Source organism: Citrobacter sp. CK189, from assembly GCF_030333505.1.
Lineage (GTDB): Bacteria > Pseudomonadota > Gammaproteobacteria > Enterobacterales > Enterobacteriaceae > Citrobacter_B > Citrobacter_B koseri.
Map to the genome: position 1 here is coordinate 419,603 of NZ_JAOWFV010000037.1, position 26,251 is coordinate 445,853.

Genomic DNA, 26,251 nt, shown 5'->3' on the forward strand with positions numbered 1-26,251 from the left:
TTATATTTTTGTATGTAAGGTTTTTGCCCGGTGGCTTACCGGGTCTACGGGATGGCGATTACCATTCCGCTACGCTGCCATCTTCATGACGCCACAACGGGTTGCGCCAGTCCGGCGCGTTTTTACTCAGTTCAATGACTTTAGCTTCGTCAATGTCCACGCCAAGGCCCGGTTTAGTTAACGGTTTAAAGAAGCCGCCTTCCATACTGAAATCGTCCTTGTTTTTCACGAAGTCGAGCAGCTCCGCGCCTTTGTTGTAGTGAATGCCCATGCTCTGCTCCTGGAATACCGCATTGCGCGATACGAAGTCGATGTGCAGACAGGCTGCCAGCGCAATCGGCCCCAGCGGACAGTGCGGCGCCAGCGCCACGTCGTAGGCTTCCGCCATCCCGGCGATTTTGTAGCATTCGGTGATACCGCCAGCGTGCGACAGATCCGGTTGCAGAATCGCCAGCCCGCCCGCTTCCAGCACGCGTTTAAACTCAAAGCGTGAGAACATGCGCTCGCCTGCGGCAATCGGAATATGCGTCTGCGCCGCCAGCTTCGGATAATATTCCGCCTGCTCCGCCAGCACCGGCTCCTCAATAAACAGCGGACGATATTGTTCCAGCTCTTTAATTAATACCTTCGCCATCGGGGCGCTGACACGACCGTGGAAGTCGAGACCAAATTCAATTTCGTTACCAAAAGCCTCACGGATTTGCGCTACGGTATTGACTGCCGCATCCACCGAGCGTGAATTATCAATCACGCCCATCTCTTCACAACCGTTCAGTTTGAAGGTGTCGAAGCCAATAGCGCGCAGTTTCCTGATGCCGTCGATCACTTCCGCCGGACGGTCGCCACCCACCCAGCTGTAGGCTTTAATTTTGTCGCGAACCAGACCGCCCATCAGTTGCCATACCGGCGCGTTCAGCACTTTGCCTTTGATATCCCACAGCGCCTGGTCGATACCGGCGATGGCGCTCATCATTATTGGGCCGCCGCGATAAAAACCGGCGCGGTACATCACCTGCCACAGATCGTTGATACGCGCCGGGTCCTGACCGATCAGATAGTCGCCAAACTCATGAACCGCCGCTTCGACGGTACGCGCGCGCCCTTCTATAACCGGTTCGCCCCAGCCAACCACGCCTTCATCCGTTTCGATTTTCAGGAACATCCAGCGCGGGGGTAAACGGTACGTGGTGATTTTGGTTATTTTCATTTCACTGCCTCTCGATACGCTTTAACAAATGCCGTCGCCTGCTGCGCGGTACGCTCAACGGACTGCCCGGCGCAATAGAGATCGCTGCCCAGCCCGGCGCCTGCGCAACCCGCGCTAATCCATTGCGCCAGGTTTTCCGGCGTCACGCCCCCCACGGCAAACACCGGGACATCAGCCGGAAGCACCGCTTTCAACGCTTTGATGTAGTCCGGGCCAAATGCCGATGAGGGGAATATTTTCAGCGCCTGCGCACCCGCATCCAGCGCGGTAAAGGCCTCGCTGGCGGTCGCGCATCCAGGGCATACGGTCATGCCATAACTCACCGCGCGACGAATCACCTCGGGCTGAATATTTGGCGTGACGATCAGCTTGCAGCCCATTTGCGCTAACAGGTCTACCTGATCGGGCTGAAGTACGGTGCCCGCGCCGATCAACGCCTTATCGCCATACGCATCCACTATCGCCGGGATACTTTTTTCCCACTGCGGGGAGTTAAGCGGGATTTCCACCGCATCAAAGCCAGCCTCGATGACCGCGCCAACATGCGCCAGCGCTTCATCGGGCGTCACGCCACGTAATATCGCAATAAGCGGAAGATCAGTTTGCCACTGCATGAGCGATGCTCCTTATTCCTGCCTGAAATGCCTTCTCACCGGAAACGACGGTTGCATGACGGCCAATGGCGCTGAACGCCTGCTGGTAGCGTTCCGCCAGCGCGTCTCCGGCAACAATGGTGATCTGCCGGGCGTCAAAGCTTTCGCTAAGGGTGGCGACTTCAGCGCCAATCAACAGACCGGATAAAAATTCACTCACCTGCGCGCGCGGGAGTGTTCCCAGGACGTGCGAGGCGCGAACCTCAAAAAGTTGCGGCAGGATGGCGGGGGTAGCGAGACCACGCTCCAGCCCGGCAGTAAAGGCGACAGGCGAGGTTTCCTGTTCAGGCAACCCTGCGCCAACCAGTGAATAACGCAGCAACAGATGGTGTAATTCACCCGTCATCACGGTGCGAAAATCGTGAATTTGCGCGTTATCAGCCCGTACCCATTTACAGTGCGTACCGGGCATCACATAGACAGAAGAAGGAGAAAGCGTGCGGGCGCCAAGCAACTGTGTCTCTTCGCCGCGCATCACATTGTGGTTATCGTCGCGTGAGACACAGAGTCCGGGAATAATCCAGATCTTGTCGCCAACGGAGGTTAACTGCTCGCCTATGGAAGAGAAATGGGCAGGAACCGGCAGATAGGGGGCGATTTTCCAGCCTACATTGCTGCCGACCATTCCCGCCATAACCACGGGAGTGGCGCTGTCGCGCCAGTTTTGCGTCACTTCTGCTAACACCGCTTCAGGAGATTTACCCTTCAGACGCGTTACGCCTGCTTCTGATTGCCTGCTCTCCAGGCATTTGTCGCCCTGGTAAAGCCAGGCGCGCAAATTGGTCGATCCCCAGTCAATTGCGATGTAGCGAGCTGTCATGTGATTTCCTTGAGCCTTCGTGTCGAGCTGGCGATCATCGTTAAGGCCGCCTGCTCTGCCGCATCGCCATCCTGATGCCGTATCGCATCGAATAGCGCCTTATGTTCCTGGAGCGTTTTTGGCATGTTGGCCTCATCACCCATCCAGGTTCGTTCAAACACCGCTCGCTGTAGCGAACTGATCGCCACACTAAGCTGTTGTAAAACCGGGTTATGTACCGACTGCAATACCGCCTCGTGATAGCGAATATCCGCTTCGTTGAAGGCATCCCGGTTCTGGTTGTTGGCGATCATGTCATTGAGCGCCGACTCAATTTCGGCCAGATCGCTCGACGTCGCGCGTTCCGCCGCCCAGCGTGCAATAGCCGGTTCCACCAGGTTACGGACTTCACTCATCGCGCTGATCAGCCGCGGGTCATAATCGTTTTCCAGCACCCATTGCAGCACGTCGGTATCGAGGTAGTTCCACTGGTTTCGTGGTGCGACAAACGCTCCGCGATAACGCTTCATTTCAATGAGCCGCTTCGCCATCAGCGAACGGAACACTTCGCGAATGATGTTGCGCGAGGTTTCAAACTCCTCACACAGATCCGCTTCCGCAGGCAGTGCCGAACCCGGTACGTACTTGCCGCTGACAATCTGTTTTCCCAGCGTGATGACGATGCGATCGGTTTTATTGAGGGTCATGGAGAGTCCTTGTGCTCTGTATGTACCGCTCTACTTTACCGTTACCGCTGAAATTCGCCTCAACTTTGTAGTACTAACGTGATGTCATTCATCGTTGCTGTGTTGATAATGTAGTACAACACAAATGTGTTGTACTACAATTTAGATCACAAAAACGACAATCGGTAATGGGAATGTTATGAAGGGAAAATGAGGGCGTAAAAAAACCCGCAGCAGAGGCGGGTTACGGAACGTCTGTTTTGCCGGATTAATCCAGGCCAGCCACTTAATTCAGCACAAATTTCTCAATTGCGTATGCCACTCCGTCTTCCAGGTTGGATTTAGTGACAAAATTGGCCACCTCTTTCACCGACGGAATCGCGTTGTCCATCGCCACACCCATGCCTGCATATTCGATCATCGCGATGTCGTTTTCCTGATCGCCAATCGCCATGATTTCTTCCGGCTTGATCCCCAGCGTATCGGCCAGCGACTTCACGCCAGTGCCTTTATTGACGCGTTTATCCAGGATTTCGAGGAAGTACGGCGCACTTTTTAGCACGGTATATTTCTCTTTTACTTCCGCCGGAATACGCGCAATGGCCTGATCAAGGATGACGGGTTCATCAATCATCATCACTTTCAGGAACTGCGTTGCCGGGTCCATTTTCTCCGCTTCACAGAACACCAGCGGAATGGTGGCGACATAGGATTCATGTACGGTGTAGTAGCTGATATCACGGTTTGCGGTGTACAGCGTGTTGCGATCCAGCGCGTGGAAGTGTGAGCCGACTTCGCGGGACAACTTCTCCAGAAAGCGGTAATCGTCATAGCTCAGCGCCGTTTGCGCAACGGTACTGCCGTCGCCCGCTTTCTGCACCAGCGCGCCATTGTAGGTGATGCAGTAGTCGCCGGGTTGTTCCATGTGAAGCTCTTTCAGATAGCTATGGACACCCGCATACGGACGGCCAGTGGTCAGCACCACGTTAACGCCACGGGCGCGCGCGGCGGCAATCGCCGTTTTTACCGCAGGTGAAATGGTGTGATCGGGCAGCAAAAGGGTGCCATCCATATCGATAGCAATGAGTTTGATAGCCATGAGTTCCCCGGATTAAATGAGTCCGTCCTCATGCTAACGCGATTCCGCTCAAAAAACAGCAACGAAAAGGGGGATAGAAAGGAGAACCGGGATTCCCCTTTTGCAGATCGGTTGTAGGCCGGATAAGGCCTAAGCCACCATCCGGCAGCTTAGGCTGATGAACTGCCTGATGGCGCTTCGCTTATCAGGCCTACAAGCTGATTAGATATCGATGTTTGCCGCTTTCAGGGCGTTCTCTTCGATAAAGGCGCGACGCGGTTCAACGGCATCGCCCATCAGCGTAGTGAACAGTTGGTCGGCGGCAATCGCATCTTTCACGGTGACGCGCAGCATACGACGGCTTTCCGGGTCCATCGTGGTTTCCCACAGCTGATCCGGGTTCATCTCGCCCAGACCTTTATAGCGCTGAATCGCCAGGCCACGACGGGACTCTTTCACCAGCCACTCCAGCGCCTGCTCGAAGCTCGCAACCGGCTGACGGCGCTCGCCGCGTTCAATGAACGCATCGTCTTCGATCAGACCGCGCAGCTTCTCGCCGAGCGTGCAGATGCGACGGTATTCGCCGCCGGTAACAAACTCGTGATCCAGCGGATAGTCGGTATCCACGCCGTGAGTACGCACGCGAACAATCGGTTCGAACTGCTGCTGTTCGGCGTTCTCGCGAACGTCAAACTTCCACTGGCTGCCGTGCTGCTCTTTCTCGTTCAGCTCGGTAATCAGCGCGTTCACCCAACGGGTGACAGCCTGTTCGTTGCTAAGATCGGCTTCCGTCAGCGTCGGCTGATAAACCAGCTCTTTCAGCAGCGCTTTCGGGAAGCGACGCTCCATGCGGCCAATCATTTTCTGCGTCGCGTTGTAATCAGAAACCAGTTTTTCTAACGCTTCGCCCGCCAGTGCCGGTGCGCTGGCATTGGTGTGCAGCGTTGCGCCATCCAGAGCGATGGAGATCTGGTACTGATCCATCGCCTCATCGTCTTTAATGTACTGTTCCTGCTTGCCTTTCTTCACTTTGTACAGCGGCGGCTGCGCAATGTAGACGTGACCGCGCTCGACGATTTCCGGCATCTGACGATAGAAGAAGGTCAACAGCAGCGTACGGATGTGCGAGCCATCGACGTCCGCATCGGTCATGATGATGATGCTGTGATAGCGCAGTTTATCCGGGTTGTACTCGTCACGACCGATGCCGCAGCCCAGCGCGGTGATCAGCGTCGCCACTTCCTGGGAAGAGAGCATCTTGTCGAAGCGCGCTTTCTCCACGTTGAGGATTTTACCCTTCAGCGGCAGAATCGCCTGGTTCTTGCGGTTACGACCCTGTTTAGCAGAGCCGCCCGCGGAGTCCCCTTCCACAAGGTACAGTTCAGACAGCGCCGGGTCGCGTTCCTGACAATCCGCCAGTTTACCCGGCAGACCCGCCAGATCCAGCGCGCCTTTACGACGCGTCATTTCACGCGCACGACGCGCGGCTTCACGCGCACGCGCCGCATCGATAATTTTGCCGACCACGATTTTAGCGTCGGACGGGTTTTCCAGCAGGTATTCGCTCAGCAGCTCGTTCATCTGCTGTTCCACCGCCGATTTCACCTCGGAAGAGACCAGTTTATCTTTGGTCTGGGAGGAGAATTTCGGGTCCGGCACCTTCACGGAAACCACGGCAATCAGGCCTTCACGCGCATCGTCGCCGGTGGCGCTGACTTTGGCTTTCTTGCTGTAGCCTTCTTTATCCATATAGGCGTTCAGGGTACGGGTCATCGCCGCACGGAAGCCTGCAAGGTGCGTACCGCCGTCACGCTGCGGAATGTTGTTGGTAAAGCAGTAGATGTTTTCCTGGAAACCGTCGTTCCACTGCAATGCCACTTCCACGCCGATACCGTCTTTTTCGGTGGAGAAGTAGAAGATATTCGGGTGGATCGGCGTTTTGTTCTTGTTGAGGTACTCAACAAACGCTTTGATGCCGCCTTCGTAGTGGAAATGGTCTTCTTTACCGTCGCGCTTGTCTTTCAGACGAATAGAGACGCCGGAGTTCAGGAAGGACAGCTCACGCAGACGCTTAGCCAGAATTTCGTATTCAAATTCGGTGACGTTGGTGAAGGTTTCCAGGCTCGGCCAGAAACGCACCATCGTACCGGTTTTATCAGTTTCGCCAGTCACCGCCAGCGGCGCCTGCGGTACGCCATGCTCATAGATCTGACGGTGGATTTTGTTATCGCGCTGGATAACCAGTTCCAGTTTCTGGGACAGGGCGTTAACCACGGAAACACCCACGCCGTGCAGACCGCCGGACACTTTATAGGAGTTATCGTCGAATTTACCGCCCGCGTGCAGCACGGTCATGATCACTTCCGCAGCAGAAACGCCCTCTTCCGGGTGAATACCGGTCGGGATGCCACGCCCGTCATCCTGCACGGATACGGAGTTATCGGCATGAATGGTGACGATAATGTCTTTACAGTGACCCGCGAGCGCTTCGTCGATAGCGTTATCTACCACCTCGAATACCATGTGGTGCAGACCGGTGCCGTCATCCGTGTCGCCGATATACATACCCGGGCGCTTACGCACCGCATCCAGCCCTTTCAGGACTTTGATACTGGAGGAGTCATAAGAATTCGACATCAACGTTTCTCGCTCAATTTATCTTGGGTTAATCCGTTATTTTACCCTTTTCCACGGTGAACATCTTCGAATTTTTGTCCGACATGTCCAGAACGTGTTCAGCGCTGATTGCGCTGACAAAGACCTGTGATTGCGTCGCTTTCAAGCGGCTGGCCAGCAGCCCGCGACGCGCATCATCAAGTTCAGAGGCAAAATCATCTATCAGGTAGAGACACCGCCGCCCGCTTTCACGGGTGAGGAACTCCCCTTGCGCCAGTCGTAAAGCGCACATCAGCAGTTTAAGCTGCCCACGCGATAAGGTATCTTCCACCGGCGCACCGTCAGCACGAATGCGGAAATCCGCTTTGTGCGGGCCATGCGCAGTGTAGGTCAACATGCGATCGCGTTCGAAGCTCCGCTCCAGCACCTCGGCATAATCCGTCTCTTTTTCCCAACCGCGCTGAAAAGAGAAGGTGAGGGAGAACTCCGGTAGAAATTGCTGGCAGGTATCCGCCATATCCTGCGCAATACCAGCACTGTACTCAGCACGCCAGGTACTGATTTGTTCCGCGAGAGGAATCAACTCCTTATCCCACGGACGCAATTGTTCATAACGGCTTACCTGGCGCAGCGCCGCGTTGCGCTGCTTGAGCAACCGCTTCAGGTTGCTCCAGGCGGTAAAAAAACCGACTTCGTTGTGAAAGCATCCCCAGTCAAGGAACGCTCTTCTGTATTTGGGGCCGCCGTTGAGTAAAGTAAACCCCTCAGGGGTAATCAACTGCATCGGCATCAGGTGCGCCAGCTCCGCCACTTTGTGACCGTCGGTGCCGTCGATACGCACTTTGCTGTCGCCCAGCTTGTCTTTCGTCAGGCCGATGGCGGTTTCGCGCTCTTCCCCTTGCAAACGTCCGTGGAGGACAAACGACTCCTGCTCGTGACGAATGACACGGCCAATCTGCAAACTGCGAAACGCCCGGCCGTGGCCGAGCGTATAGATGGCCTCCAGCACGCTGGTTTTGCCGCTACCGTTTGCGCCAACCAGGAAGTTAAAGCCGGGGGATAAAGCGAGATCCGCATTTTCAATATTGCGAAAGTCGCGGATCAACAGGCGGGTGAGCGACATTACAGTCTCATTGGCATCACAACATACGCAGCACTTTGAGACGCCGCATCTTCAATCTGTACGCTGGAAACGGAGTCTGTCAGCAGAATACGCACGGTTTCACATTTCAGCGCGTTCAGCACATCAAGCACGTAGCTGACGTTAAAGCCGATCTCCATCTCAGTACCGCCGTAGGTGACGTCCAGAATCTCTTCCGCTTCTTCCTGTTCCGGGTTGTTGGCGGTGATTTTGAGTTGGTTTTCGCTCACATACAGGCGTACGCCACGGAATTTCTCGTTGGAGAGAATCGCCGCGCGGGCAAACGCCTGCTTGAGAATATCGCAACCCGCTTCCAGCGTTTTGTCCGGGTTCTTCGGCAATACGCGGCGATAATCCGGGAAACGACCATCAACCAGCTTGGACGTAAAGATAAAATCACCGACGTGGGCACGGATGTTGTTACTGCCGATCTGTACGCGCAGCGGGGTTTCGCCGCCGTCGAGCATACGCATCAGCTCAATCACGCCTTTACGCGGCACAATCACCGAATGGTTAGGCAGAGATTGCCCGACCGGCATAGAGCAGACCGCCAGACGGTGACCGTCGGTCGCGACGGTACGCAACTCTTCACCTTCAGTCTCAAACAGCATGCCGTTTAAGTAGTAACGCACGTCCTGATGCGCCATTGAGAACTGGGTGGCTTCAATCAGGCGCTTCATCGTTGCCTGCGGCAGGGTGAATTCGACTTCGCTCTGCCAGTCATCCAGATTAGGGAAATCGGCGGCAGGCAGCGTGGAAAGCGAGAAACGGCTACGCCCGGAGCGCACCAGCATCCGATCGCCTTCCAGCTGGACGGCGATTTCAGCCCCTTCCGGCAAGCCACGGCAGATATCAAAGAATTTCCGCGCCGGGACGGTAGTTGCGCCTGGTTCATGAGGCTGAATCAACGCAACGCGCGCCACCATTTCCATTTCAAGATCGGTGCCCGTCAGCGACAGCGTACCGTCAGCTACCTGCAACAGCAGGTTACCGAGAATGGGCAGCGTAGGACGACCGCCCAGCGGGCCACTGACCTGCTGAAGCGGTTTTAATAAATGTTCACGTTCAACGGTAAATTTCATAGCGTCACGAAGATAATGTTCTGATTAAGTTTGAGAAATCTTCTTTAATATCATGGCTTTCTTCACGCAACTGCTCAATCTTACGGCAGGCATGAAGTACGGTAGTGTGGTCACGTCCACCAAACGCGTCGCCAATTTCCGGCAGACTGTGGTTGGTGAGCTCCTTTGCCAGCGCCATAGCCATCTGACGCGGGCGCGCTACCGAGCGAGATCGACGCTTGGAAAGCAGATCCGCGATTTTAATTTTGTAATACTCCGCCACCGTCTTCTGGATATTGTCGATGGTGACCAGCTTTTCCTGCAACGCCAGCAGATCGCGCAGCGCTTCACGCACAAAGTCGATAGTGATAGCGCGTCCGGTAAAGTTAGCGTTAGCGATCACGCGGTTCAGCGCCCCTTCCAGCTCACGCACGTTAGAGCGTAGTCGCTTGGCAATAAAGAACGCCACCTCGCCAGGCAAACGAATATCATTTTCGTCCGCTTTTTTCATCAGGATCGCCACGCGGGTTTCCAGCTCAGGCGGTTCGATCGCCACCGTCAACCCCCAACCGAAGCGGGATTTCAGACGATCTTCGACGCCGTTGATCTCTTTTGGATAACGATCCGACGTCAAAATGATCTGCTGATTACCTTCTAACAGGGCGTTAAAGGTGTGGAAAAACTCTTCCTGGGATCGTTCTTTATTGGCGAAGAATTGAATGTCATCAATAAGCAGTGCGTCAACGGAACGGTAGTAGCGTTTAAACTCTTCGATCGCGTTGTTTTGCAAGGCTTTAACCATGTCCTGCACAAAGCGCTCGGAGTGCATATACACCACTTTCGCATTCGGTTTGCGCGCCATAATGCCGTTGCCCACCGCATGCAACAGGTGAGTTTTACCCAGACCGGTGCCGCCGTAGAGGAACAAGGGATTGTAGGCGCCGCCAGGGTTGTCCGCCACCTGACGCGCCGCCGCGCGCGCCAGTTGGTTGGATTTACCTTCGACGAAGTTATCAAACGTGTGTTTCACGTTGACGTTAGAGCGGTAGGTCGGTTCTGCCGGAGCCGGCACGTTATCCCAGCCCGGGCGCGCCGCGGCTGGCACCGCACGCTGTGGCTGCGCCTGAGCGACCTGCGCAGGTGCAACAACATTGTTGACCGGCGTTTTGAGCGTTTGAGTGACGGGTTTCGTCCCGACCTCAAAACGCAGTTGTGGGGCATCCGCTCCGCAGAAATTATTCAGCAGTCCATTGATATTATTGAGGTACTTGTCTCTTACCCAATCGAGCACAAAACGGTTTGGCGCATACAAAGCCAGCGTGTTATCGCTCAGTTCCGCCTGCAACGGGCGTATCCACATACTGAATTCTGTGGCTGGTAACTCATCCTGCAATCGGGCAAGACACTGCTGCCAAAGCGAAAGTGACACGGCGGACTCCACTCGAACAAAAGTCGATAAATGACAAAGGCTGAAACATTCATGATTGTTGACGCACGTCGAAAAGACCCTGTGCATAAAAGGGTGACGTGCGAATTGCTATCTGCAATTTTACCCGATCAGGATCCGTTGAAACGATCAGGACCGCGGATCATAGCCTAAACTGAGCAAGAGATCTTCTGTTTCTCACAGATTCTTCCCGATTTATCCACAGGATGATCCAGAACCGGGTAAGTGTAAACGATCCAGGCGAAGTGCTGCACGATTTCGCGCGCATATTGAAAAAATTAATGAGTAAAGACGCTATACTGCATAAACGATCTAATAAAGATCCCGTGCGATCCTTGCGCTTTGCCCGGCAGTCCGTATAATCCTCCACCCGTTGTACAATGCCCATCGTACGGCGTTAGCGCTGCTTGTTTTTCGCGCGAAAAGGTGCGGAAAAACGCAGGGTTTTAAGGAAAGAGAATTGACTCTGGAGTGTACAATTATTACAATCCGGCCTCTTTAATCACCCACGCTGAGGCGTAAGTCGTTCGATAATCGTTCGGGTATACGCAAAAGTCAGTGAATTTATTCAAGTTTAGGTAGAAATCGCCATGAAACGCACTTTTCAACCGTCTGTACTGAAGCGCAACCGTTCTCACGGCTTCCGTGCTCGTATGGCTACTAAAAATGGTCGTCAGGTTCTGGCACGTCGTCGTGCTAAAGGCCGCGCTCGTCTGACCGTTTCCAAGTAATAAAAGCTAACCCCTGAGTGGTTAAGCTCGCATTTCCCAGGGAGTTACGTTTGTTAACTCCCAGTCATTTCACATTTGTCTTCCAGCAGCCACAACGGGCTGGCACGCCGCAAATCACCATTCTCGGCCGCCTGAATTCGCTGGGGCATCCCCGCATCGGTCTAACCGTCGCCAAGAAAAACGTTCGACGCGCGCATGAACGCAATCGGATTAAACGTCTGACGCGTGAAAGCTTCCGTCTGCGTCAACATGAACTCCCTGCAATGGATTTCGTGGTGGTGGCGAAAAAAGGGGTTGCCGACCTCGATAACCGTGCTCTCTCGGAAGCGTTGGAAAAATTATGGCGCCGCCACTGTCGCCTGGCTCGCGGGTCCTGATAGCCCTTATACGGGTCTATCAACGCCTGATCAGTCCGCTGCTTGGGCCGCATTGCCGTTTCACGCCAACCTGCTCAAGCTACGGAATTGAGGCATTGCGCAGGTTTGGAGTGATAAAAGGCAGTTGGTTGACGGTGAAACGCGTATTAAAATGCCACCCTTTACACCCTGGTGGTGACGATCCCGTCCCGCCCGGACCATTTGATACCAGAGAACACTAACGATGGATTCGCAACGCAATCTTTTAGTCATCGCTTTGCTGTTCGTGTCTTTCATGATCTGGCAAGCCTGGGAGCAGGATAAAAATCCGCAGCCTCAGACCCAACAGACCACGCAGACAACGACCACCGCAGCGGGTAGCGCCGCCGACCAGGGCGTACCGGCCAGTGGCCAGGGGAAACTGATTACGGTTAAGACCGACGTGCTTGATCTGACCATCAACACCCGTGGCGGTGATGTTGAGCAGGCCTTGCTGCCAACTTACCCGAAAGAGTTGGGTTCTAAAGAACCGTTCCAGTTGCTGGAAACGACTCCGCAGTTTATCTACCAGGCGCAGAGCGGCCTGACCGGTCGTGACGGCCCGGATAACCCGGCTAACGGCCCGCGTCCGCTGTACAGCGTCGATAACGACACGTTTGTCCTCGCGGATGGCCAGAACGAACTGCATGTTCCGATGACCTGGACTGACGCCGCTGGCAACACCTTCACCAAAACGTTTGTCCTCAAACGCGGTGAATATGCGGTCAACGTCAACTACAGCGTGCAGAACGCCGGTGAGAAACCGCTGGAGATCTCCACCTTTGGTCAGTTGAAGCAATCCATCAATCTGCCGTCTCATCGCGACACCGGTAGCAGCAACTTTGCACTGCATACCTTCCGTGGCGCGGCGTACTCCACGCCGGATGAGAAGTACGAAAAATACAAATTCGACACTATTGCCGATAACGAAAACCTGAACGTCAGCTCCAACGGCGGTTGGGTCGCCATGTTGCAGCAGTACTTCGCAACGGCATGGATTCCGCGTAACGACGGCACCAATAACTTCTATACCGCTAATCTGGGTAACGGCATTGCCGCTATCGGCTATAAATCTCAGCCGGTTCTGGTACAGCCGGGTCAGACTGGCGCAATGACCAGCACCCTGTGGGTTGGCCCGGAAATTCAGGATAAAATGGCGGCCGTTGCACCGCACCTGGATCTGACCGTTGATTACGGTTGGCTGTGGTTCATCTCTCAGCCGCTGTTCAAACTGCTGAAATGGATTCATAGCTTCCTGGGTAACTGGGGCTTCTCCATCATCGTTATCACCTTTATCGTTCGTGGCATCATGTACCCGCTGACGAAAGCGCAGTACACCTCCATGGCGAAGATGCGTATGCTACAGCCGAAGATTCAGGCTATGCGCGAGCGTCTGGGCGATGACAAACAGCGTCAGAGCCAGGAAATGATGGCCCTGTACAAAGCTGAGAAGGTTAACCCGCTGGGCGGCTGCTTCCCGCTGATCATCCAGATGCCTATCTTCCTGGCGTTGTACTACATGCTGATGGGCTCCATTGAACTGCGTCATGCGCCGTTCGCACTGTGGATCCATGACTTGTCCGCACAGGACCCGTACTACATCCTGCCGATCCTGATGGGCGTGACGATGTTCTTCATCCAGAAGATGTCTCCGACCACCGTGACCGACCCGATGCAGCAGAAGATCATGACCTTTATGCCGGTCATCTTCACGGTATTCTTCCTGTGGTTCCCGTCAGGTCTGGTGCTGTACTATATCGTCAGCAACCTGGTAACCATCATCCAGCAGCAGCTGATTTACCGTGGTCTGGAGAAACGTGGCCTGCATAGCCGCGAGAAGAAAAGCTCCTGATTCCATGTAGGCCGGGTAAGCGTAGCGCCACCCGGCAATCAGAACAGCGATGACAGGGCGGTCAATTGACCGCCTTTTTTATTAGCAAAAAAGAGAAGATCATGAGCCATAACGACACTATCGTCGCCCAGGCTACCCCACCGGGACGCGGTGGCGTCGGTATCCTGCGCATTTCCGGCCTCAAGGCGCGCGAGGTGGCCGAAGCCGTATTGGGCAAGCTACCAAAACCGCGTTACGCCGATTACCTGCCGTTTAAAGATGCCGATGGCACGGCGCTGGATCAGGGGATCGCGCTGTGGTTTCCTGGCCCGAACTCGTTCACTGGTGAAGACGTACTGGAACTGCAAGGGCATGGCGGCCCGGTCATTCTCGACCTGCTGTTAAAACGTATTCTGACGCTCCCCGGCCTGCGCATTGCCAGACCGGGCGAGTTCTCCGAGCGCGCGTTCCTCAATGACAAGCTCGACTTAGCCCAGGCAGAAGCGATTGCCGACCTGATCGACGCCAGTTCCGAGCAGGCGGCACGCTCGGCGCTGAACTCGCTACAGGGGGCATTTTCCGCGCGTGTGAATCATCTTGTGGAAGCACTCACTCACCTGCGCATCTATGTGGAAGCGGCCATTGACTTCCCGGACGAGGAGATCGACTTCCTCTCCGACGGCAAAATTGAAGCCCAGCTCAACGGCGTGATCGCCGATCTCGATGCGGTACGCGCCGAAGCGCGTCAGGGCAGCCTGCTGCGTGAAGGGATGAAGGTGGTCATTGCCGGACGCCCTAACGCCGGGAAATCGAGCCTGCTGAACGCCCTGGCGGGCCGTGAGGCCGCCATTGTCACCGATATCGCTGGCACCACCCGCGACGTGCTGCGCGAGCATATTCACATCGACGGAATGCCGCTGCACATCATCGATACCGCCGGTCTGCGCGATGCCAGCGATGAAGTGGAACGTATTGGGATTGAGCGCGCCTGGCAGGAGATAGAACAGGCCGACCGCGTGCTGTTTATGGTGGATGGCACAACCACCGATGCCGTTGATCCGGCGGAAATCTGGCCGGACTTTATCGCCCGTTTACCGGCGAAACTGCCGATCACCGTTGTGCGCAACAAAGCTGACATCACTGGCGAGACGCTGGGTATCAGCGAGGTGAATGGTCACTCACTTGTCCGTCTTTCCGCCCGTACCGGCGAAGGCGTGGATGTGTTGCGTAACCATCTCAAACAAAGCATGGGCTTTGACACCAATATGGAAGGCGGCTTCCTTGCCCGCCGTCGCCATCTTCAGGCGCTGGCAGAAGCCGCAGAACATCTCCAGCAGGGCAAATCACAGCTGCTTGGCGCCTGGGCTGGCGAACTGCTGGCGGAGGAGCTGCGTCTGGCGCAGCAGGCGCTGAGTGAGATCACCGGCGAGTTTACCTCCGACGATCTGCTGGGCCGTATTTTCTCCAGCTTCTGTATTGGCAAGTGATGTTGTTTTGCCCGGTGGCGCTACGCTTACCGGGCCGACTAAATCTGTAGGCCGGATAAGGCAAAGCCGCCATCCGGCAATAATAAATTTCCTCACAGGAAATCACCGTTGTCCAAATGGCAACTCGCGTCACTGAAAAGCTCCCCGTATTCTTAGCGCCACGCTTATTGTGAGGACGCTATGACCCGCTTTCTAATCTGTAGTTTTGCCCTTGTTTTACTCTACCCAGCCGGTATCGACATGTATCTGGTCGGTTTACCCCGTATTGCCGCCGATCTGAACGCCAGCGAGGCGCAGCTGCACATCGCGTTTTCGGTATACCTGGCCGGGATGGCTACCGCAATGCTGTTTGCGGGTAAAGTTGCAGACCAGTCAGGGCGCAAACCGGTGGCGATAGCGGGCGCGGTGATATTCATCATCGCCTCCATGCTTTGCTCACGAGCAACGGACGGGTCGCTGTTCCTGACCGGGCGCTTTATTCAGGGCATCGGGGCGGGGTGCTGTTATGTGGTGGCGTTTGCGATTTTGCGCGACACGCTGGACGATCGCCGCCGGGCGAAAGTGTTATCGCTATTAAACGGAATTACCTGCATTGTACCGGTATTAGCGCCAGTGTTAGGGCATTTGATTATGCTTAAATTCCCGTGGCAAAGTCTGTTTTACACGATGATAGCGATGGGTATCGCGGTATGCCTGCTCTCGGTGTTTATCCTGAAAGAAACGCGCCCGGCAACATGCTCATCGATCTCGCGCCCTCAGCAAAATGCAGAGTCGCTGCTCAACCGCTTTTTCCTCAGCCGTCTGGCGATCACCACGTTGAGCGTGTCGGTGATCCTCACATTTGTAAACACCTCGCCGGTGTTGCTCATGGAAATGATGGGCTTTGATCGCGGTGAATACGCCACCACAATGGCGCTGACGGCAGGCATCAGCATGGCGGTGTCGTTCTCAACGCCCTTTGCGCTGAGCGTATTTAAACCGCGCACGCTGATGCTCACGTCGCAAGGGCTGTTTCTGGCTGCGGGCATCGTACTCAGCCTCTCATCCTCTCACGCCGTCACGCTCTTTGGCCTGACGCTCATCTGCGCGGGTTTTTCGGTTGGCTTTGGCGTGGCGATGAGCCAGGCATTAGGCCCATTCTCACTGCGTGCTGGCGTCGCAAGCTCTGTACTCGGCATTGCACAGGTCTGCGGGTCATCGCTGTGGATATGGCTGGCGGCAGTCATTGGCTTTAACGCCCTGAATATGCTGATCGGGATTCTGATTGGCTGTAGCATGGTCTGTATCCTGTTACTGATGACCATACAGCCCGCAGCGCACTATGAAAAAATCCATCACCAGTCTCGATCTTAATCTGTTGTTATGTTTGCAGCTTCTGATGCAGGAGCGCAGCGTCACCAAAGCGGCGAAGCGGATGAACGTCACGCCCTCGGCGGTGAGTAAATCGCTGTCAAAGCTGCGAACATGGTTTGATGACCCGCTGTTTGTGAACACGCCGCTGGGGCTGACGCCAACGCCGCTGATGGTCAATATGGAGCAAAGCCTGGCGGACTGGATGCAGATGAGCAATCAGCTGCTTGATAAACCACATCACGAATCGCCACGCGGCCTGAAATTTGAACTGGCGGCAGAGTCGCCGCTGGTAATGATCATGTTCAATTCTCTGTCGCAGCAGATTTATCAGCGCTATCCGCAGGCCACAATCAAGGTGCGTAACTGGGATTACGACTCGCTGGATGCCATCACACGCGGCGAGGTGGATCTCGGCTTTACCGGAAGGGAGAGCCATCCCCGTTCGCGGGAGCTTCTCAGCCTGCTGCCGCTGTCTATCGATTTTGAAGTCCTGTTCAGCGATCTCCCCTGGGTCTGGCTGCGGGAAGATCACCCGGCGCTACAAGAAGAGTGGAATCTGGAAACATTTTTACGCTATCCGCATATCAGCATTTGCTGGGAGCAAAGCGACACCTGGGCGCTGGATGATGTATTGCAGGAGATGGGCCGTAAACGCAACATCGCCTTAAGTTTACCGGGGTTTGAACAATCGCTGTTTATGGCCGCCCAGCCGAACCACTCGCTGCTGGCGACCGCGCCTCTCTACTGCCAGCGTTATAACCAGCTCCACCAGCTCCCGTTGGCCGCGCGTCCTCTCCCTTTTGACGCCGCCCAGCGAGAAAAGCTGATGGTGCCTTTTACCCTCCTTTGGCATAAACGTAACAGCCATAACCCTAAAATTATCTGGTTAAAAGAGACCATCAAAACGCTCTATAGCCACCTCTCCTGACGGTAAATTAACCACGACCGCGTCAGAAATGTAAAAGTCGCGTAAGCGCCGCTGTTTTTGTCGAACTTTTGACCAGTAAAACCTGTCCATAATCTACGTAAATGTTACTCTCGTAATAATCACGGACCATTAATCACGGAGCGAAAAATGGCGACACATTTTGCCAGAGGGATTCTTACGGAGGGACACCTGATTTCAGTCCGTCTGCCTTCTCCATGCCACATCGAAGCCAGAAACCTTCCCGCTCACCGCCGGACACGTTTTTTGGCTTCACGCGGCTTACTCGCTGAACTGATGTTTATGCTCTACGGAACCAGCGAGCTGCCGGAAATTGCTATTCAGGCCAAAGGGAAGCCTGTCTTTCGCGATAAAAATCTGCCTGCGTTCTCCATCTCATATGCCGGGAATATGGTAGGCGTGGTGCTGACAACGGAGGGGGAATGCGGCCTGGATATGGAATTACAGCGAGCCATACGAGGATTCCATAGCCCACTTTCAGCCGAGAGCCCGGCGTTCTCCAGCAACGAAAATCTGTGGATCAACAATCAGAGCGATCCCAACGAAGCGCGCGCGCAACTGATCACCTTACGCCAGAGCGTGCTAAAGCTAACCGGTGACGTACTGAATGACGATCCGCGTGAACTCCAACTCCTTCCCGGCGCAGGCCGCCTGAAATGCGCCCACGTTACGCAGGTGGAGGCAATATGCGACGCGGAAGATATTCTGGTCTGGTCGGTGGCGGTTACGCCAGCCATTGAAAAACTGAATGTTTGGGAGTTTGATAGTAAGCAAGGATGGAAAAGCCTGGCCGATATCCAGACCCGGGCGAATGAACCCACTGGTCGCCTGATGCGATTCGCTCAATTATCCACAGCAAAGTCATCTTATACACTTAGCTGATTCGGCCCTGTCCCGGCCGCCATGATGAAAAGGAGTAATCATGTCCGAAACGTTGAATGTTGTTACGTTACTGGGGAGCCTGCGCAAAGGTTCATTTAACGGTATGGTCGCCCGCACGCTGCCGAAAATTGCCCCGGCAGGCATGGAGGTCAGCGCATTACCTTCGATTGGCGATATTCCGCTGTATGACGCTGATGTGCAGCAGGAAGAGGGGTTCCCGGCGAGCGTTGAAGCGCTGGCGGAGCAAATCCGTAAAGCGGACGGCGTCGTCATCGTCACACCGGAATACAACTACTCGGTGCCTGGCGGACTGAAAAACGCGATCGACTGGCTGTCCCGCCTGCCAGAACAGCCGTTAGCCGGGAAACCGGTGCTGATCCAGACCAGCTCAATGGGGGCAATCGGCGGCGCTCGCTGTCAGTATCATCTGCGCCAGATTCTGGTATTCCTTGATGCGATGGTAATGAACAAACCGGAGTTTATGGGCGGCGTGATTCAGAACAAAGTTGACCCGCAAACCGGGGAAGTGGTTGATCAAAGCACGATTGATCATCTTACCGGCCAGCTAACCGCGTTTGGCGATTACATTCAGCGCGTTAAAGCGTGATAACAGCGCGCGCGTAGGGCCGCAGGCCGGATAAGGCGTTTGGCCGCCATCCGGCTATCAAATTTGCCTGATGGCGCTACGCTTATCAGGCCAGGACACCTCGCGCAGCGCCGTATCAGCGGCAATTAGTGCGCGTCGATAAACACAATCTTCAGCACAAACAACAACGCCACAACCACCACGCAAGGGCTCAGCTCACGCAGACGTCCGGTGCCGATTTTCATCACACAGTAAGAGATAAAGCCCAGCGCGATACCTTCGGTAATCGAGAAGCTGAACGGCATCATCACGGCAGTAATAAACGCCGGAACAGACTCGGTAAGGTCTTGCCATTTCACGCGCGCCAGACTGGAAGTCATCAGTACGCCAACATAGATCAGCGCCCCGGCAGCGGCATAACCCGGCACCATTCCCGCCAGCGGCGACAGGAAGATAACCAGCAGGAACAGCAAACCGACAACAACGGCGGTCAGGCCCGTGCGCCCGCCGACGGATACGCCGGATGAGGACTCGATATAGGCGGTAACCGACGAGGTTCCGATAAACGCCCCGGTCACAGAAGAGACGCTATCGACAAACAGCGCCTGCTTCATCCGCGGGAATTTACCTTTCTCATCAGCCAGACCGGCTTTGTCGGTAACGCCAATCAGCGTACCGGAGGAGTCGAACAGGTTCACCAGCATGAAGGAGAAAATCACGCCAGCCAGACCAATGTTAAACGAGCCCGCCAGATCCACATGCCCGATCACAGAGCTAACGCTTGGCGGCGCAGAGACAATGCCGTTGTAATGCACATCACCCATCATCCAGCCGAGCAGCGTCGTTACAATAATAGAGACCAGCACGGCGGCATGAATGTTACGTGATGCCAGAATAGCGATGATGAAGAAGCCCAGCACGCCGAGCAGTACGCTGTGAGAGGTCAGATTACCGATGCTCACCAGGGTTTCCGGGTTCGCGACGATAACGCCTGCGTTTTTCAGCCCCATCATGCCGATAAACAGGCCGATACCGCTGGTGATGCCCACGCGCAGACTGACCGGAATGTTAGCAATCATCCAGTAACGCACGCGGAAGATGGTCAGCAGCAGCAGGCCGATCGCTCCCCAGAAGATTGCGCCCATACCAACCTGCCAGGACAGCCCCATCGCGCCAACAACCACGAAGGCGAAAAACGCGTTCAGACCCATAGCCGGCGCCAGCGCGACCGGTAAATTAGCAAACAGCCCCATCAGAATGCTGCCGAACGCCGCGATAAGACAGGTAGTAACGAAGACGGCGCTGGTGTCCATGCCAGCAACGCCAAGAATCTGCGGGTTAACAAAAACGATGTAAACCATCGTCAGGAAGGTGGTAAAACCGGCGATCACTTCGGTTCGTGCCGTCGTGCCATGTTCGCGCAGTTTAAACACGCGTTCCAGCATACCCTGACCAGAAGTCTGGGTGGTGTGTTGTTGACTCATTATCTATTTCCGAACAAGGAGGGAAAATTCGTCGCTATCCTATACCAAAATGCGACAATAAGGGCAGTTGTGAGACACTTTTTTCATTGAATTTGCTTATACGGCAACGATTGCGTCGCACAATAAGGCATTACGAAAACGTTAAACTAGCGAGAAAAGAAAGCATGTCCCAGATTCAAGCGGTATTTTTCGACTGCGACGGTACGCTGGTCGACAGTGAAGTCATTTGCTCCCGCGCGTATGTCGCGATGTTCCAGGAATTCGGCATCACGCTCGATCTCGAAGAGGTGTTCAAACGCTTTAAAGGCGTAAAACTCTACGAAATCATCGATATCATTAACGAGGAGCAGGGTGTGTCGTTAGCAAAAACGGATTTAGAACCCGTTTACCGCGCCGAGGTCGCACGCCTGTTCGACTCAGAACTGGAGGTAATCGCAGGGGCGAATGCGCTGCTGGACAGTATGACGGTGCCGATGTGCGTCGTCTCTAACGGCCCGGTCAGCAAAATGCAGCATTCACTGGGCAAGCTGGGCATGTTGCATCATTTTCCAGAAAAATTGTTCAGCGGCTATGACATTCAACGCTGGAAGCCCGATCCGGCTCTGATGTTCCACGCGGCAAAAGCCATGAACGTTAACGTGGAGAATTGCATTCTGGTGGATGACTCCAGTGCCGGCGCCCGGTCGGGAATCGATGCGGGAATGGAGGTGTTCTACTTCTGCGCCGATCCGCACAACAAACCGATCGATCATCCAAAAGTAACGACGTTTACCGATCTGGCACAGTTGCCGGGATTGTGGAAAGCGCGGGGTTGGAATATCGTCGATTAAACCGTAGGCCTGATAAGCAAAGCGCCATCAGGCGAATGGCGCAGAATGCCGGATGCGGCGTAACGCCTTATCCGGCCTACAATAGCGACGCCGGGGGATCCCGGCGAACGCAACAAGCCGCTTATTCCTTCGGATCTTTCCCCGCCAGCAGCTTATCCAGTTCATCACCGCCGACGTGACGGAAGTCTTGCCCCTTCACGAAGTAGAAGATGTATTCGCAGATATTCTGGCAGCGATCACCGATACGCTCAATGGAGCGTGCGCAGAACAGCGCGGTCAGCACGCTTGGAATGGTGCGCGAATCTTCCATCATGTAGGTCATCAGCTGACGCACGATACCTTCGTATTCCTGGTCAACTTTCTTATCTTCACGGTAGATACGCACCGCTTCGTCAATATCCATTCGCGCGAACGCGTCCAGCACGTCATGCAGCATCTGTACGGTGTGACGCCCCAGCGACTCCAGGCTCACCAGCAGCGGCTGATGCTGGTGGGAGAATTTCTCCAGCGCGGTACGACAAATTTTGTCCGCCACGTCGCCAATGCGCTCCAGTTCAGCGATGGTTTTGATGATCGCCATCACCAGGCGCAGGTCGCTCGCTGTCGGCTGGCGTTTGGCAATGATGCGCACGCACGCTTCATCGATCGCCACTTCCATCATGTTGACGTGCTTATCGCCGTCAATAACGCGCTTCGCCAGTTCGCTATCCTGATTATGCATCGCGGTGATCGCATCAGAAAGCTGTTGCTCCACCATGCCGCCCATAGTCATCACCTGGGTGCGGATGCTTTCCAGTTCTGCGTTGAACTGGCCGGAAATATGTTTGTTAAGGTTTAGGTTGTCCATGGTTAGCTCCAAATCAACCGTAGCGGCCAGTAATATAATCTTCGGTTTGTTTCTTCGCGGGCTTAGTGAACAGATCGTCCGTGTTGCTGAACTCAATCAACTCGCCCAGATACATAAACGCCGTGTGGTCGGAACAACGCGCAGCCTGCTGCATGTTGTGCGTCACGATCACCACGGTGTAGTCCTGCTTCAGCTCAGTGATCAGCTCTTCAATACGCCCGGTGGAAATCGGGTCCAGCGCTGAACACGGCTCATCCAGCAGCAGAACTTCCGGGCGAATGGCGATACCACGCGCAATGCACAGACGCTGCTGCTGACCACCCGAGAGAGAGTACCCGCTCTGGTGCAATTTATCTTTGGTTTCGTTCCATAATGCGGCTTTGGTCAACGCCCACTGAACGCGTTCGTCCATATCGGCGCGAGACAGTTTCTCAAACAGGCGCACGCCAAAAGCGATGTTGTCATAGATAGACATCGGGAACGGCGTCGGCTTCTGGAACACCATCCCCACTTTGGCACGCAGTAGAGCGATATCCTGGGTGTTGGTGAGGATATTATCGCCATCCAACAGGATCTCGCCTTCCGCGCGCTGCTCTGGATACAACGAATACATTTTGTTAAAGGTACGCAGCAGTGTGGATTTACCACAGCCAGACGGCCCAATAAACGCCGTGACCTGGTTCTTCGCGATATCCAGGTTGATATCCTTCAGGGCATGGAATTTGCCGTAGTAGAAGTTCAAATCACGAACCTGAATCTTACCCGGAGCAGTATCAACCATACTCATTTCAATCTCTTCCTCATTCGGCGTCGCCGTTGGCCGCGCCGTAAAAAATTAACCGCTGTTCACATCTGTAGGCCAGATAAGACGTTTACGCCGCCATCCGGCACCTGAAATCAACCGTGTTTACTCTTCGCAAAAATGATGCGCGCCAGAATATTCAGCAACAATACGCACAGGGTAATGATCAACACCCCAGCCCAGGCCAGTTGCTGCCACTCCGCAAACGGACTCATCGCAAATTTAAAGATAGTGACCGGCAGGTTAGCGATAGGCTGCATCATGTCGGTGCTCCAGAACTGGTTGGAAAGCGCAGTAAAGAGCAGCGGCGCGGTTTCACCCGCAATACGGGCAACCGCCAGCAGTACGCCGGTGATAATCCCGGAAATCGAGGCTTTCAGGGTAATCGCCGAGATCATTTTCCATTTCGGCGTCCCCAGCGCATAAGCCGCTTCACGCAGGCTATCCGGCACCAGTTTCAGCATGTTCTCTGTGGTACGAATGACGATAGGCACCTGTAGCAGCGCCAGCGCAATCACGCCCGCCCAACCGGAGAAGTGCTCCATCTGCGCCACCACGATGGTGTAAACAAACAGACCGACCACGATAGACGGCGCGGAAAGCAGGATGTCGTTAATGAAACGGATCACTTCCGCAAGCCAGGATTTACGGCCATATTCCGCCAGGTAGATCCCCGCCATGATGCCAAGCGGCGTACCAAATACCGTCGCCCACAAAATTAACAGTCCGCTCCCCGCCAGGGCGTTCGCCAGACCACCGCCAGCGGTATTCGGCGGCGGCGTCATTTCAGTAAACAGCGCCAGCGACATGCCGTCGAAACCACGCGTAATGGTGGACATCAGGATCCAGATGAGCCAGAACAGCCCAAACGCCATCGTCGCCATTGAGAGCGTCAATGCGATGCGGTTTCTCGTGCGGCGCTTAGCCTGCATTTTACGGCGGGATTCCGCCAGTTCTGCGGTCGTTTGCATTTCAAGCGTAGCCATTAGCGTGCCCCCTCATTCTTCGCCAGACGCATAATCATCAGCTTAGAAATCGCCAGCACAATGAAGGTAATCACAAACAGAATCAGACCCAGTTCCATCAACGCGGCAACGTGCAGACCAGACTCCGCTTCGGCAAATTCGTTCGCCAGCGCAGAGGTGATACTGTTGCCCGGCATGTACAGCGAAACGCTGTCGAGCTGGTAGGTGTTACCGATGATAAAGGTCACCGCCATGGTTTCTCCCAGCGCACGACCCAGTCCCAGCATAACGCCGCCAATCACCCCATTTTTGGTGAACGGAAGGACGATACGCCAGATAACTTCCCAGGTGGTGCAGCCGATGCCATAGGCCGACTCTTTCATCATCACCGGGGTTTGTTCGAAGACATCGCGCATAACGGCCGCGATGTAAGGAATAATCATAATGGCGAGAATAACGCCCGCCGCCAGAATACCGATACCAAATGCCGGGCCGGAGAACAGTGCGCCAACAAACGGAATGTTGGAAAGAATATTCCCGACCGGTTCCTGGAACCAGGTGGCAAACAGCGGCGCGAAGATAAACAGGCCCCACATGCCGTAGACGATACTGGGGATAGCCGCCAGCAGTTCGATGGCGATGCCCAGCGGGCGACGCAGCCAGCCCGGCGCCAGTTCCGTCAGAAACAGGGCAATACCGAAGCTCACCGGAACAGCGATCAGCAGAGCGATAAACGAGGTAACCAGCGTGCCATAAATGGGAACCAGCGCGCCGTAGATATCGTTTGGCGCGTCCCACTCTTTAGTCCACAGGAACGAGAAGCCAAACTTCTCAATGCTTGGCCAGGAGGAGATAATCAGCGAGACAATAATGCCACCCAACATCAATAGCACAATCAGCGCAGCCAGTTTTACCAGCGCGCTGAATATCATGTCACCCTTTTTACCCGGCGGGTTAAAAGCAGGCTTGGTTGCAGCCATAAATTACTCTTTCCATTAAACGCGTTTACGAAGTTGCCCATGCCGGATGGCGCTACGCTTATCCGGCCTACAAATCGGGCCTACAGTCGGAACTGTAGGGCGGATAAGCGTAGCGCCATCCGCCAGTTCGTTAAAGATATTCTATTAGTACAGCGCTTTACCGCTGCTGTCCTTCACATTGGTCTTCCATGCTGCACGAACCTGCTCAACAACGCTGTCCGGCAGGCTGGCGTAATCCAGGTCATTCGCCTGTTTGCCGCCATTTTTGTATGCCCAGTCGAAGAACTTCAGCACTTCAGCGCCCTGCTCAGGTTTCTTCTGCTCTTTGTGGACCAGGATGAAGGTGGTGGAAGTGATTGGCCACGCATCGTCACCTTGCTGGTTCGTCAGATCCTGAGCGAAAGAGGTGCTCCAGTCAGCGCCTTTCGCGGCGTTAGCAAAGCTCTCTTCGGTCGGGCTTACGGGTTTACCATCCGCTGAAATCAGTTTGGTGTAAGCCAGGTTATTTTGCTTCGCATAAGCGTATTCAACATAGCCGATAGAGCCCGGCAGACGCTGTACGAATGCGGCGATACCGTCGTTACCTTTACCGCCCAGACCGGTCGGCCAGTTAACGGTAGAGCCAGCGCCGACTTTAGATTTCCACTCTTCGTTCACTTTCGCCAGGTAGCTGGTGAAAACGAAGGAGGTGCCGGAACCATCTGCACGACGCACAACGGCGATGTTCTGAGAAGGCAGTTTCAGACCCGGGTTCAGTTTGGTGATGGCTTCATCATCCCACTTCTTAATTTTACCCAGGTAGATGTCACCCAGGGTTTTCCCATCCAGCACCAGTTCGCCAGACTTCAGACCCGGGATATTCACCGCCAGCACTACGCCGCCAATGACGGTCGGGAACTGGAACAGACCTTCCTGCTCCAGTTTTTCGTCAGACAGCGGAGCGTCGGATGCACCGAAATCAACGGTGTTAGCCGTAATTTGTTTTACACCACCGGAGGAGCCGATACCCTGGTAGTTTACTTTGCTACCGGTCTCTTTCTGATAGGTATCAGCCCATTTGGCATACACCGGCGCAGGGAAAGTTGCACCTGCACCTGTCAGGCTCGCTGCTGCGAAAGCAGAGAACGCGCTCATGGATAAGGTCGCGGCGACAACAGTTGCGACAGTGGTACGCATGACTTTCATAATGTCTCCTGCAAGATTTTCGTAAATCATTGTTAAGTGGCTACGATGAGCAAAATAGGACAAACAGGTGACAGTTAAATGTACGAAATATGACAGTTTTATGACAACGAAAACTGATGAAATAAATCACAGAAAAAATAATTTATAAACAATCAGTTAATTCACTTCATGACAATGCGATTTCATGAAAATTTTCTTTTTATGACACTGAAAACAGTAGCTGAAGATGACGGTTTGTCACATTAAAACGACGGGAGAA

25 protein-coding genes are annotated in these 26,251 nt (G+C 54.6%); 10 read left to right on the forward strand and 15 right to left on the reverse strand.

Annotated features, from left to right (window positions below):
* Positions 1–58: 58 nt before the first annotated feature.
* The 9 genes from dgoD to dnaA form a co-directional block, all read right to left on the reverse strand.
* The gene (dgoD, locus tag OGV83_RS09750) at positions 59–1,207 is read right to left on the reverse strand and encodes a galactonate dehydratase (RefSeq protein ID WP_130028772.1); all 1,149 of its coding nucleotides are present in this window, start codon (positions 1,205–1,207) and stop codon (positions 59–61) included.
* Complete coding sequence (locus tag OGV83_RS09755; RefSeq protein WP_130028773.1) at positions 1,204–1,821, reverse strand: 2-dehydro-3-deoxy-6-phosphogalactonate aldolase; 618 nt, start codon at positions 1,819–1,821, stop codon at positions 1,204–1,206. Before OGV83_RS09755 ends, dgoD begins: the two co-directional genes overlap by 4 nt.
* The gene (locus tag OGV83_RS09760) at positions 1,805–2,680 is read right to left on the reverse strand and encodes a 2-dehydro-3-deoxygalactonokinase (protein ID WP_104867978.1); all 876 of its coding nucleotides are present in this window, start codon (positions 2,678–2,680) and stop codon (positions 1,805–1,807) included. Before OGV83_RS09760 ends, OGV83_RS09755 begins: the two co-directional genes overlap by 17 nt.
* Complete coding sequence (gene dgoR, locus OGV83_RS09765) at positions 2,677–3,366, reverse strand: D-galactonate utilization transcriptional regulator DgoR (protein WP_049008770.1); 690 nt, start codon at positions 3,364–3,366, stop codon at positions 2,677–2,679. The genes OGV83_RS09760 and dgoR overlap by 4 nt, the downstream gene beginning before the upstream one ends.
* Positions 3,367–3,631: 265 nt before the next feature.
* Positions 3,632–4,444, reverse strand: coding sequence for a sugar-phosphatase (gene yidA / locus OGV83_RS09770; RefSeq protein WP_286463508.1), 813 nt, complete (start codon positions 4,442–4,444; stop codon positions 3,632–3,634).
* A gap of 201 nt (positions 4,445–4,645) precedes the next feature.
* Positions 4,646–7,060: a DNA topoisomerase (ATP-hydrolyzing) subunit B gene (gene gyrB / locus OGV83_RS09775; protein ID WP_012000804.1), complete on the reverse strand. Its 2,415-nt coding sequence runs from the start codon at positions 7,058–7,060 to the stop codon at positions 4,646–4,648.
* 28 nt (positions 7,061–7,088) lie between these two features.
* Positions 7,089–8,162 (reverse strand): DNA replication/repair protein RecF, encoded by a 1,074-nt coding sequence (gene recF / locus OGV83_RS09780; RefSeq protein WP_012000805.1) that lies wholly within the window; start codon positions 8,160–8,162, stop codon positions 7,089–7,091.
* The gene (gene dnaN, locus OGV83_RS09785; protein WP_012000806.1) at positions 8,162–9,262 is read right to left on the reverse strand and encodes a DNA polymerase III subunit beta; all 1,101 of its coding nucleotides are present in this window, start codon (positions 9,260–9,262) and stop codon (positions 8,162–8,164) included. Before dnaN ends, recF begins: the two co-directional genes overlap by 1 nt.
* A 4-nt stretch (positions 9,263–9,266) precedes the next feature.
* Positions 9,267–10,670, reverse strand: coding sequence for a chromosomal replication initiator protein DnaA (gene dnaA / locus OGV83_RS09790; RefSeq protein WP_024130081.1), 1,404 nt, complete (start codon positions 10,668–10,670; stop codon positions 9,267–9,269).
* Positions 10,671–11,278: 608 nt separating this feature from the next.
* On the opposite strand from dnaA, the gene rpmH reads away from it, so the two are divergent.
* From rpmH to OGV83_RS09835, 9 genes are all read left to right on the forward strand, one after another.
* The gene (rpmH, locus tag OGV83_RS09795) at positions 11,279–11,419 is read left to right on the forward strand and encodes a 50S ribosomal protein L34 (RefSeq protein ID WP_000831330.1); all 141 of its coding nucleotides are present in this window, start codon (positions 11,279–11,281) and stop codon (positions 11,417–11,419) included.
* A 17-nt stretch (positions 11,420–11,436) separates the two neighbouring features.
* Positions 11,437–11,796 carry a ribonuclease P protein component gene (rnpA, locus tag OGV83_RS09800; protein WP_012000809.1) on the forward strand — a complete coding sequence of 120 codons (360 nt, stop codon included), beginning with the start codon at positions 11,437–11,439 and terminating at the stop codon, positions 11,794–11,796.
* Positions 11,760–12,017 carry a membrane protein insertion efficiency factor YidD gene (gene yidD / locus OGV83_RS09805; RefSeq protein ID WP_001307474.1) on the forward strand — a complete coding sequence of 86 codons (258 nt, stop codon included), beginning with the start codon at positions 11,760–11,762 and terminating at the stop codon, positions 12,015–12,017. The genes rnpA and yidD overlap by 37 nt, the downstream gene beginning before the upstream one ends.
* A gap of 2 nt (positions 12,018–12,019) precedes the next feature.
* Complete coding sequence (yidC, locus tag OGV83_RS09810) at positions 12,020–13,666, forward strand: membrane protein insertase YidC (protein WP_012000810.1); 1,647 nt, start codon at positions 12,020–12,022, stop codon at positions 13,664–13,666.
* A 101-nt stretch (positions 13,667–13,767) separates the two neighbouring features.
* Positions 13,768–15,132 (forward strand): tRNA uridine-5-carboxymethylaminomethyl(34) synthesis GTPase MnmE, encoded by a 1,365-nt coding sequence (gene mnmE / locus OGV83_RS09815; RefSeq protein WP_024130083.1) that lies wholly within the window; start codon positions 13,768–13,770, stop codon positions 15,130–15,132.
* Positions 15,133–15,312: 180 nt separating this feature from the next.
* On the forward strand, positions 15,313–16,485 hold the full coding sequence (locus OGV83_RS09820) for an MFS transporter (protein WP_114848143.1): 1,173 nt from the start codon (positions 15,313–15,315) through the stop codon (positions 16,483–16,485).
* Positions 16,454–17,413 carry an HTH-type transcriptional regulator YidZ gene (yidZ, locus tag OGV83_RS09825; RefSeq protein WP_199972331.1) on the forward strand — a complete coding sequence of 320 codons (960 nt, stop codon included), beginning with the start codon at positions 16,454–16,456 and terminating at the stop codon, positions 17,411–17,413. Before OGV83_RS09820 ends, yidZ begins: the two co-directional genes overlap by 32 nt.
* Positions 17,414–17,560: 147 nt before the next feature.
* The gene (locus OGV83_RS09830) at positions 17,561–18,313 is read left to right on the forward strand and encodes a 4'-phosphopantetheinyl transferase family protein (protein ID WP_049008775.1); all 753 of its coding nucleotides are present in this window, start codon (positions 17,561–17,563) and stop codon (positions 18,311–18,313) included.
* A gap of 40 nt (positions 18,314–18,353) precedes the next feature.
* Entirely contained in the window at positions 18,354–18,920 is a 567-nt protein-coding gene (locus OGV83_RS09835; RefSeq protein ID WP_012000816.1) for an NADPH-dependent FMN reductase, read from the forward strand.
* A gap of 125 nt (positions 18,921–19,045) precedes the next feature.
* Here the strand turns inward: OGV83_RS09835 and adeP are convergent, their stop codons facing one another.
* Positions 19,046–20,383 (reverse strand): adenine permease AdeP, encoded by a 1,338-nt coding sequence (gene adeP / locus OGV83_RS09840; protein WP_012000818.1) that lies wholly within the window; start codon positions 20,381–20,383, stop codon positions 19,046–19,048.
* Between the two features lie 164 nt (positions 20,384–20,547).
* On the opposite strand from adeP, the gene yieH reads away from it, so the two are divergent.
* On the forward strand, positions 20,548–21,213 hold the full coding sequence (yieH, locus tag OGV83_RS09845) for a 6-phosphogluconate phosphatase (protein WP_153257974.1): 666 nt from the start codon (positions 20,548–20,550) through the stop codon (positions 21,211–21,213).
* Between the two features lie 121 nt (positions 21,214–21,334).
* Here yieH and phoU read toward each other — a convergent pair whose 3' ends face one another.
* The 5 genes from phoU to pstS all read right to left on the reverse strand — a co-directional run bounded on the left by phoU (position 21,335) and on the right by pstS (position 25,992).
* On the reverse strand, positions 21,335–22,060 hold the full coding sequence (gene phoU, locus OGV83_RS09850; RefSeq protein WP_012000820.1) for a phosphate signaling complex protein PhoU: 726 nt from the start codon (positions 22,058–22,060) through the stop codon (positions 21,335–21,337).
* A 13-nt stretch (positions 22,061–22,073) separates the two neighbouring features.
* The gene (gene pstB, locus OGV83_RS09855) at positions 22,074–22,847 is read right to left on the reverse strand and encodes a phosphate ABC transporter ATP-binding protein PstB (protein ID WP_012000821.1); all 774 of its coding nucleotides are present in this window, start codon (positions 22,845–22,847) and stop codon (positions 22,074–22,076) included.
* Between the two features lie 110 nt (positions 22,848–22,957).
* Positions 22,958–23,848, reverse strand: coding sequence for a phosphate ABC transporter permease PstA (gene pstA / locus OGV83_RS09860; RefSeq protein ID WP_012000822.1), 891 nt, complete (start codon positions 23,846–23,848; stop codon positions 22,958–22,960).
* Positions 23,848–24,807, reverse strand: coding sequence for a phosphate ABC transporter permease PstC (gene pstC, locus OGV83_RS09865; protein ID WP_012000823.1), 960 nt, complete (start codon positions 24,805–24,807; stop codon positions 23,848–23,850). Before pstC ends, pstA begins: the two co-directional genes overlap by 1 nt.
* A 144-nt stretch (positions 24,808–24,951) precedes the next feature.
* Positions 24,952–25,992, reverse strand: coding sequence for a phosphate ABC transporter substrate-binding protein PstS (gene pstS, locus OGV83_RS09870; protein WP_024130085.1), 1,041 nt, complete (start codon positions 25,990–25,992; stop codon positions 24,952–24,954).
* Positions 25,993–26,251 lie beyond the last annotated feature (259 nt).

Coding starts and splice junctions, on each gene's coding strand:
- dgoD (WP_130028772.1), bottom strand. CDS start 1,207: ATGAAAATAACCAAAATCACCACGTACCGTTTACCCCCGCGCTGGATG.
- OGV83_RS09755 (WP_130028773.1), bottom strand. CDS start 1,821: ATGCAGTGGCAAACTGATCTTCCGCTTATTGCGATATTACGTGGCGTG.
- OGV83_RS09760 (WP_104867978.1), bottom strand. CDS start 2,680: ATGACAGCTCGCTACATCGCAATTGACTGGGGATCGACCAATTTGCGC.
- dgoR (WP_049008770.1), bottom strand. CDS start 3,366: ATGACCCTCAATAAAACCGATCGCATCGTCATCACGCTGGGAAAACAG.
- yidA (WP_286463508.1), bottom strand. CDS start 4,444: ATGGCTATCAAACTCATTGCTATCGATATGGATGGCACCCTTTTGCTG.
- gyrB (WP_012000804.1), bottom strand. CDS start 7,060: ATGTCGAATTCTTATGACTCCTCCAGTATCAAAGTCCTGAAAGGGCTG.
- recF (WP_012000805.1), bottom strand. CDS start 8,162: ATGTCGCTCACCCGCCTGTTGATCCGCGACTTTCGCAATATTGAAAAT.
- dnaN (WP_012000806.1), bottom strand. CDS start 9,262: ATGAAATTTACCGTTGAACGTGAACATTTATTAAAACCGCTTCAGCAG.
- rpmH (WP_000831330.1), top strand. CDS start 11,279: ATGAAACGCACTTTTCAACCGTCTGTACTGAAGCGCAACCGTTCTCAC.
- yidD (WP_001307474.1), top strand. CDS start 11,760: ATGGCGCCGCCACTGTCGCCTGGCTCGCGGGTCCTGATAGCCCTTATA.
- yidC (WP_012000810.1), top strand. CDS start 12,020: ATGGATTCGCAACGCAATCTTTTAGTCATCGCTTTGCTGTTCGTGTCT.
- mnmE (WP_024130083.1), top strand. CDS start 13,768: ATGAGCCATAACGACACTATCGTCGCCCAGGCTACCCCACCGGGACGC.
- OGV83_RS09820 (WP_114848143.1), top strand. CDS start 15,313: ATGACCCGCTTTCTAATCTGTAGTTTTGCCCTTGTTTTACTCTACCCA.
- yidZ (WP_199972331.1), top strand. CDS start 16,454: ATGAAAAAATCCATCACCAGTCTCGATCTTAATCTGTTGTTATGTTTG.
- OGV83_RS09830 (WP_049008775.1), top strand. CDS start 17,561: ATGGCGACACATTTTGCCAGAGGGATTCTTACGGAGGGACACCTGATT.
- OGV83_RS09835 (WP_012000816.1), top strand. CDS start 18,354: ATGTCCGAAACGTTGAATGTTGTTACGTTACTGGGGAGCCTGCGCAAA.
- adeP (WP_012000818.1), bottom strand. CDS start 20,383: ATGAGTCAACAACACACCACCCAGACTTCTGGTCAGGGTATGCTGGAA.
- yieH (WP_153257974.1), top strand. CDS start 20,548: ATGTCCCAGATTCAAGCGGTATTTTTCGACTGCGACGGTACGCTGGTC.
- phoU (WP_012000820.1), bottom strand. CDS start 22,060: ATGGACAACCTAAACCTTAACAAACATATTTCCGGCCAGTTCAACGCA.
- pstB (WP_012000821.1), bottom strand. CDS start 22,847: ATGAGTATGGTTGATACTGCTCCGGGTAAGATTCAGGTTCGTGATTTG.
- pstA (WP_012000822.1), bottom strand. CDS start 23,848: ATGGCTACGCTTGAAATGCAAACGACCGCAGAACTGGCGGAATCCCGC.
- pstC (WP_012000823.1), bottom strand. CDS start 24,807: ATGGCTGCAACCAAGCCTGCTTTTAACCCGCCGGGTAAAAAGGGTGAC.
- pstS (WP_024130085.1), bottom strand. CDS start 25,992: ATGAAAGTCATGCGTACCACTGTCGCAACTGTTGTCGCCGCGACCTTA.